A 6,475-nucleotide genomic window follows, 5' to 3' on the forward strand; every position below is an offset into this window, starting at 1 on the left:
CGTGACCGTTTTCGTGGAATGCCTGAAGCGTAACGAGCGTCCTCTCTGTTTCGAGCCGCACGAGGGGCCCGGCGACACCTTTGGCAAGTCGGGAACCACGTCGGTTTCAAGCCGCGTGGTCGGGCAAGGGAGGTCGGGGCCGTGTGTCCCGTACGCCGGTGCCAGGTCTCTCGTACGCCGGTGTTGCGCGGCCCGCCGCCGAGGACGCATGGTGCTCCGGCGGCTTCCGGGAACGGACGCCGGCCCCTCACCCCCCTCTGCCCGGTGCCTCGGCCCCGGTCTCCGATCCGACCGGAGGAGCTTTGTGACGCAGCAGCAGCGCGCCCTCCGCACCCGTTCCCTCGCGGTGCGGGCGGCGGCCGTCCAGTTCGACCGCGACGGTTACCAGGGCACCGCCCTGGTCCAGGTCTACCAGCGGGCGGGCATCTCCATGGGTGCCCTGAGCTTCCACTTCCCGACCAAGCGGGACCTGGCCCGGGCCGTCCGGGAGCAGGGATACGCGCTGGTGCGCGACACGGTCGCCGGGGTGCTCTCCCGCCCCGGGCCCGCGCTCGCCACCGGGGTGGCGCTCACCCTCACACTGGCCCGATTACTGGAGGAGAACGTCGAGGTGCGGGCGGCCGCCCGGCTGTCCCGCGAGTGCCCGCCGGTGACCTCGTCCTGGTACGCCGAGTGGCTGCCCGAGCTGCGGGTTCTCTTCCGCCGCGCCCAGGACGAGGGCGGGTTGCGCCCGGGCAGCGATCCGGAGGCGCTGGCCGCGCTCGCCGCCCATCTCGTCTCCGGCGCCGAGGTGCAGTTGCGTGGCGGAGCGGCGGCCTCCGGGGCCCGGGACCTGAGCCCGGTGGCCCAGTTGGCGCAGATCTGGCGCGTCGTCCTGCCCGGGCTGGTCGTCCAGAATCCCCATGACTTCGAGGTGGCTTTCGTATGAGTTCCCGGCAGGTGCGTCGATCATCCACCGCTCCGGTGTCGCCCTCCGTCCCACTGGCCCGTTCCGTCACACTGGGCCATTCCGTCACACTGCCTTCCTCCGTCCCGCGCCCGTCTTCGGCCGCGCCGTTGCCCCCAGGCGCACGGACGTCTTCGGTCACACCTCCGTCTCCAAACACACCTCCGTCTCCAAACACACCTCCGTCTTCGGGCACACTTCCGTCTCCGGACACACCGCCGCCTTCGGGCACACCGTCGCCCTCGGGCATACCCTCGCCCTTCGTCCCACCGCGGGTCTCCGTCCCCGCGCAGTCCTCCGCCGCACGGCGTTCCCCGGGCGCACGGCCCGGGTCGGTCGCGCCGCCCGCCGCCGGGCCGCCGGCCGCCGGCGCCGGGCCGGTGCTGCGGGCGGGGGTGCTCGGTCCGCTGTCGCTGGTCGTGGACGGCCAGGACCGCACCCCGACGGCGCCCAAGCCTCGGCAGCTGATCGCCTTCCTGGTGCTCAACGCCAACCGGGTGGTGCGGGCCAGCGAGTGCATCACCGAGCTGTGGGGCGCCCATCCGCCGAAGACCGCGCTCTCCACCCTCCAGACCTATGTGCTCTGCACCCGGCAACTGCTGCGGGGCGCCACCGGCGACCACGGCCATGTACTGATCACCCGCAACCAGGGCTATCAGCTGGACCTGGAGCCCCGGGCCAGCGACCGGCTCCGCTTCGAGCACCTGGCCCGGCTGGGCCGCGAGGCGTCCGCCGCCGGCAACCCGGCCCGGGCCTCCCTGCTGCTCGGCGCGGCGCTGGCGGTGTGGCGCGGCCCCGCCCTCGCCGACGTGCCGTCCGGGGCGCTGAGCTCCGCCCATGTGGTCGAGCTGGAGGAGGCCCGGCAGGGGGTGCTGGAGTGGCGGATCGAGGCGGATCTGCGGCTGGGCCGCCACCGGGAGCTGCTCCCGGAGCTGAGCGCGCTCGCCGACCGCCACCCGACCCACGAGAACGTGCAGGCCCAGTACATGCTGGCGCTGCACCGCTCCGGCCGCCGCCCGGAGGCGCTCGGGGTCTTCCAGCGGCTCCACTGCCGGCTCGGGGACGCGTTCGGCATCGAGCCCGTACCGCGCCTGCGGCGGCTGTACGAGGCGATCGACGCCAATGACCCCTCGCTGACCGCCCCGGCGGCGTAGCCGCGCGCGGGCCCGGGGCGCGGGGGTCTCCGGGGCCCGCACCCGCGCCCACGGCGCCCGTGTCCACGTCCACGTCCACGCCTGTGGCTCGTACGGTCCCCGACTCCGGCCGCGCGGCAAGGACGGACGGTGGGCCGCGGTACGGACGGCGTTCCCGGGGGACTCGTCCGGCGGCCCGGCAACCCTTTCTCCCGGGACGGTGTTTCCCCAGTGATGGACAAGGTGGCCGAGCAGCTGACCGACCTGCTGGCGACGGACCTGGACGACGGCTTCACGGAGCTCGTACGGGTCCACGCCAGGGGCGTACACGCGTTCCTGCTGCGCGTGTCCGGGTCAGCCGCCGAAGCGGACGATCTGGGGCAGGAGGCGTTTCTGCGCGCCTACACGGCGCTGCGCGGCTACCCGCCGGAGCGGCGCCGGGCCCTGCGCCCGCGCGCCTGGCTGATGACGATCGCGGCGAATGTATGGCGCAATCATGTACGCAGCAGTACCCGCCGGCCGGTGTCGGTCATGCGGGTGGACGACGCCGAGGACCACTGGTCGGACGAGAGTCCGGGCCCGGTGGAACGGGCGCTCAACGCGGAGGACCGGCACCGGCTGGTCGCCGCCCTGGCCGAGCTGCCGGAACATCACCGGATACCGGTGGTGCTGCGGCACGTGGTCGGGATGAGCTACGCCGAGGTGGCGCAGGTGCAGGGCTGTCCGGTCGGCACGGCGAAGGCACAGGTCTCCCGGGCCGTGGGCGAGCTGCGCAGGCTGCTGGCGCCGTCCTGTGACGGCGACGGGGGAGCACCGCTGCCGGAGGGCGGCGCCCCGGACGCCCGGGCGCCGGGCCCCGGGCAGCCGTCCTCCGGGGCGGCGGGTCCCGGGGCGGCGGGAAACCGGGCGCCGGGAAGGGCGGCGCCGGGAGGAGAGACGAGGGAGGTGACGACATGAGCGGAGCCGAGCCGGCCGGGCGGCCGGCCGGGACGGAACCGGCCGGGCTGCTGGGCACCCCGCCGCCGCCGGAGGACTTCGCGCTGCGGGTGCTGCGCCGGGTGGGGGTGCCGCCCGACCGCTTCGACACCTATGTGCGGCTGGACTCGCCGGCGGGCGACCTGTTCGTCGCCTTCTCGCCGGAGTACGTCACCGGGGCGGCGCCCGCGTCGGCGGGGCTGACCGCCGAGCGGTTCGAGGAGTTGCACCGGGCCCGTACCGGCCGGTCCGCGATCCGGGGGCGCCGGCCGTTCCCCGGGCTGCTGACGGCGGTGCGCACCGGGCGGGCCCGGGGGCTGCCGCTGGACTACGGTCCGGTGGACGACGTCGAGTCCCGGGTGCTCCAGGCCGTCCGGTCCATCCCGCCGGGGCAGCTCCGGCCGCTCTCCTGGGTGAGCCGGGAGGCGACGCTTGAGGAGCTGCCGAGCGGTGCGCTGGTGGGCGCGCTCGCCCGCAACCCGCTCGTCGTCCTGGTGCCCTGCCACCGGGTGACGTACGAGGACGGGGCGCCGTGCGACGCGGCCTATCTGCCGGAGACCGGCGACCGGCTGCGGGCGGCCGAGGGCGTGGACATGGACGAGGTACGGCGCTGGTCGCGGAGCGGCGCGGTGTTCCTGGGCAGCGACACCACCCGGATCTACTGCCATCCCACCTGCGCCCACGCGCGGCGGATCACCCCGCCGCACCGGGTGCCGTTCGGCACCGCCCGGGAGGCCCGCCAGGCCGGTTACCGGGCGTGCAAGAGCTGCCGGCCCCAGCCCGTCTGACCCGGCACCCCGCAGGGCCCGGGCGCGGAGTGCCCGAGGCCGGAGCGGGGTCCCCCGGACGGGGTTTCCCGGCCGGGACGTCCCAGACGGGGGCACCGGGCCTTCCTTTCCCCCGCGCACCGGTGCCCCGCGCCGTCCCGCCGCCCCCGCCCGGGGGTCAGCGGGCGGCCCGCCCGGCCCCGGCCCCGACGGCACCCGCCGCCGGGCCGGGGTCCGGTGCGAGAGCGGCCCCCGGAGCCGCCACCGCGCCGCCGGCCAGCAGCTCGCGGTGGATGCTCAGGGTGGCGGTGGAGCGGTTGAGGGTGATGTAGTGCAGCCCCGGAGCGCCTTCGGCCAGCAGCCGCCGGGCCATCGCGGTGGCGTGCTCGACCCCGATGCGGTGGCCGTCCTCCGGCCGGTCCCGGGCCGCCTCCAGGCGGCGGGCCAGCTCGTCCGGGAAGGTGGCGTCGCTCAGCTCCGCGAACCGCCGGATCTGGCGCACATCGGTGGCCGGCATGATCTCCGGGATGATCGGCACCTCGCAGCCGGCCGCCGCCACCCGGTCGCGCAGCCGGAGGTAGTCGTCCACCCGGAAGAACATCTGGGTGACCGCGTAGTCGGCGCCCGCGCGGCACTTGGCGACGAAGTGCCGGATGTCGCTCGCCCAGTCCGGGGAGCGCGGATGCCGCTCGGGGAAGGCCGCGACCCCCACCGTGAAGTCGCCCGACTCCCGCACCAGCCGGACGAGTTCGACCGCGTGCCGGAAGCCCTCGGGGTGCGGCACCCAGGCACCCCGGGGATCGCCCGGCGGGTCTCCGCGCAGCACCAGCACATCGCGGACGCCCGCGTCGGCGTACTGGCCGATGATGTGCCGGAGTTCGGCCACCGAGTGCCCGACGGCGGTGAGATGCGCGACCGGCCGCAGGGTGGTCTCGGTCTCGATGCGCTTGGTCACCGCGACCGTACGGTCCCGGGACGAGCCGCCGGCGCCGTACGTCACCGAGACGAAGGCCGGTGCCAGCGGCTCCACCCGGCGGATGGCCGCCCACAGGTTCCGCTCCCCCGCCGGGGTCTTGGGCGGGAAGAACTCGAAGGAGTACGAGGGCTCCCCGCGCGCCAGCAGTTCCCGCAGCCCGCCCGGCCGGGCCCCCGATCCGCCCGGCCGGGCCCCCGATCCGCCCGGCCGGGCCCGCGCTCCCTCCGGCCGCGGGGCTGTCGGCTCCGGTCGCCCGCCCGGCCCTTCCGGCCCGGGTTCGGTCGTCCCCGGCCGGGGGTTCGTCGCCTCCGGCCCGGGTTCCGTCGCCTCCGGCCGGGGGCCGGCGCCGGTCACGCCGGCCGCCCGGGCGGCACGGCCCCGCGCAGCAGCGGTGCGGCCTCCTCGGCGGCGGCCGGACCGTAGGCGCCGGCCAGCCGGTCGAGCAGCTCCCCGGGGTCGAGCGCGTACTCCTGGGTGCCGACCGACTCCAGCGCCAGGGTGGCGAGCCCGCAGCCCAGCCGCGCCGCCCGCTCGTCGGGCTGCCCCTGGGCCACCCCGGCGAGAAAGCCGGCGCGGAAGGCGTCGCCCGCTCCGGTGGGGTCCGCGATCCGGCGCGCGGGGACGGCCGGCACCGTCAGCGGCGGCTCCCCGGCCCGGGCCAGGCTCACCCCCTTCTCGCCCAGCGTGGTGAGCCAGCCGCCCACCCGGGCGAGGATCTCCGGCTCGTCCCAGCCGGTCAGCTTCCGCAGCAGGCCCGCCTCGTACTCATTGGTGAAGAGGTACCCGGCCCCGTCCACCAGCCCTCTCGCCTCCTCGGCGGAGAGCCGGGCGAGCTGCTGGGAGGGGTCGGCGGCGAAGGGCACGCCCAGCGCCCTGGCCTCCTCGGTGTGACGGACCATGGCGGCCGGGTCGTCGGGCGCGACCACCACCAGATCGAGCCCACCGGGCACCCGGGCGAGCGGGGCGAGGCGGATCTCCCGGGCGGCGGCCATCGCCCCGGCGTAGAAGGTGGCGATCTGGTTCTGCTCGCTGTCGGTGGTGCACACGAACCGGGCCGTGAAGTGGGCGTCGCTGACCAGTACCGGGCCGGTGTCCACCCCGTTGGCCTCCAGCCACTCCCGGTACTCCCCGAAGTCCGGGCCGACCGCCCCGGCGAGCAGCGGCCGGACGCCCAGCCGGCCGAGCCCCAGGGCGATGTTGGCGCCCACCCCGCCGCGCCGGATCTCCAGCCCCTCGGCGAGGAAGGAGAGCGAGACCCGGTCCAGCCGGTCCGCGAGCAAGTGGTCGGCGAAGCGGCCCGGGTAGGCCATCAGATGGTCCATGGCGATGGAACCGGTCACGGCGATGCGCACGCGTCTCTCCCGGAGAGTCGGGCGGATGGATGAGTAGCTGCCGGATGGGCGCGGGAGCCCCGGGGTCGCGGGGCCGGGTTCAGAGGCCGGCGGCGGTGCGGAGGGCCTCGGTACGGTCGGTGCGCTCCCAGGTGAAGTCGGCCAGCTCGCGGCCGAAGTGGCCGTAGGCGGCGGTCTGGGCGTAGATCGGCCGCAGCAGGTCCAGATCACGGATGATGGCGGCCGGGCGCAGGTCGAAGACCTGGGCGATGGCGTGCTCGATCCGGTCCACCTCCACCGTGGCGGTACCGAAGGTCTCCACGAACAGGCCCACCGGCTCGGCCTTC

The 6,475-nt window shown here is 75.8% G+C and carries 7 protein-coding genes; 4 read left to right on the forward strand and 3 right to left on the reverse strand.

Going from position 1 to position 6,475, the window contains the following annotated elements:
• The first annotated feature begins 304 nt into the window (after window positions 1-304).
• The 4 genes from NX801_RS23900 (at window position 305) to NX801_RS23915 (ending at window position 3,842) form a co-directional block, all read left to right on the forward strand.
• Entirely contained in the window at window positions 305-928 is a 624-nt protein-coding gene (locus NX801_RS23900; protein WP_258789938.1) for a TetR/AcrR family transcriptional regulator, read from the forward strand.
• 398 nt (window positions 929-1,326) lie between these two features.
• Window positions 1,327-2,100: an AfsR/SARP family transcriptional regulator gene (locus NX801_RS23905; RefSeq protein WP_258789939.1), complete on the forward strand. Its 774-nt coding sequence runs from the start codon at window positions 1,327-1,329 to the stop codon at window positions 2,098-2,100.
• A gap of 213 nt (window positions 2,101-2,313) precedes the next feature.
• The gene (locus NX801_RS23910; protein ID WP_309505882.1) at window positions 2,314-3,036 is read left to right on the forward strand and encodes an RNA polymerase sigma factor; all 723 of its coding nucleotides are present in this window, start codon (window positions 2,314-2,316) and stop codon (window positions 3,034-3,036) included.
• Window positions 3,033-3,842: an Ada metal-binding domain-containing protein gene (locus NX801_RS23915; RefSeq protein WP_258789940.1), complete on the forward strand. Its 810-nt coding sequence runs from the start codon at window positions 3,033-3,035 to the stop codon at window positions 3,840-3,842. Before NX801_RS23910 ends, NX801_RS23915 begins: the two co-directional genes overlap by 4 nt.
• A gap of 157 nt (window positions 3,843-3,999) precedes the next feature.
• Here NX801_RS23915 and metF read toward each other — a convergent pair whose 3' ends face one another.
• The 3 genes from metF to NX801_RS23930 all read right to left on the reverse strand — a co-directional run.
• Window positions 4,000-4,953, reverse strand: a complete 954-nt coding sequence (gene metF, locus NX801_RS23920) for a methylenetetrahydrofolate reductase [NAD(P)H] (protein WP_258789955.1) — start codon at window positions 4,951-4,953, stop codon at window positions 4,000-4,002.
• A 194-nt stretch (window positions 4,954-5,147) separates the two neighbouring features.
• Entirely contained in the window at window positions 5,148-6,149 is a 1,002-nt protein-coding gene (locus NX801_RS23925; RefSeq protein ID WP_258789941.1) for a carbohydrate kinase family protein, read from the reverse strand.
• Window positions 6,150-6,228: 79 nt separating this feature from the next.
• Window positions 6,229-6,475, reverse strand: a 247-nt coding sequence (locus NX801_RS23930) for a methionine adenosyltransferase domain-containing protein (RefSeq protein WP_258789942.1), incomplete at its 5' end; no start/stop codon positions are given.

The sequence above is a fragment of the Streptomyces pyxinae genome, assembly GCF_024756275.1.
GTDB lineage: Bacteria > Actinomycetota > Actinomycetes > Streptomycetales > Streptomycetaceae > Streptomyces > Streptomyces pyxinae.

Coding starts and splice junctions, on each gene's coding strand:
- NX801_RS23910 (WP_309505882.1), top strand. CDS start 2,314: ATGGACAAGGTGGCCGAGCAGCTGACCGACCTGCTGGCGACGGACCTG.
- NX801_RS23915 (WP_258789940.1), top strand. CDS start 3,033: ATGAGCGGAGCCGAGCCGGCCGGGCGGCCGGCCGGGACGGAACCGGCC.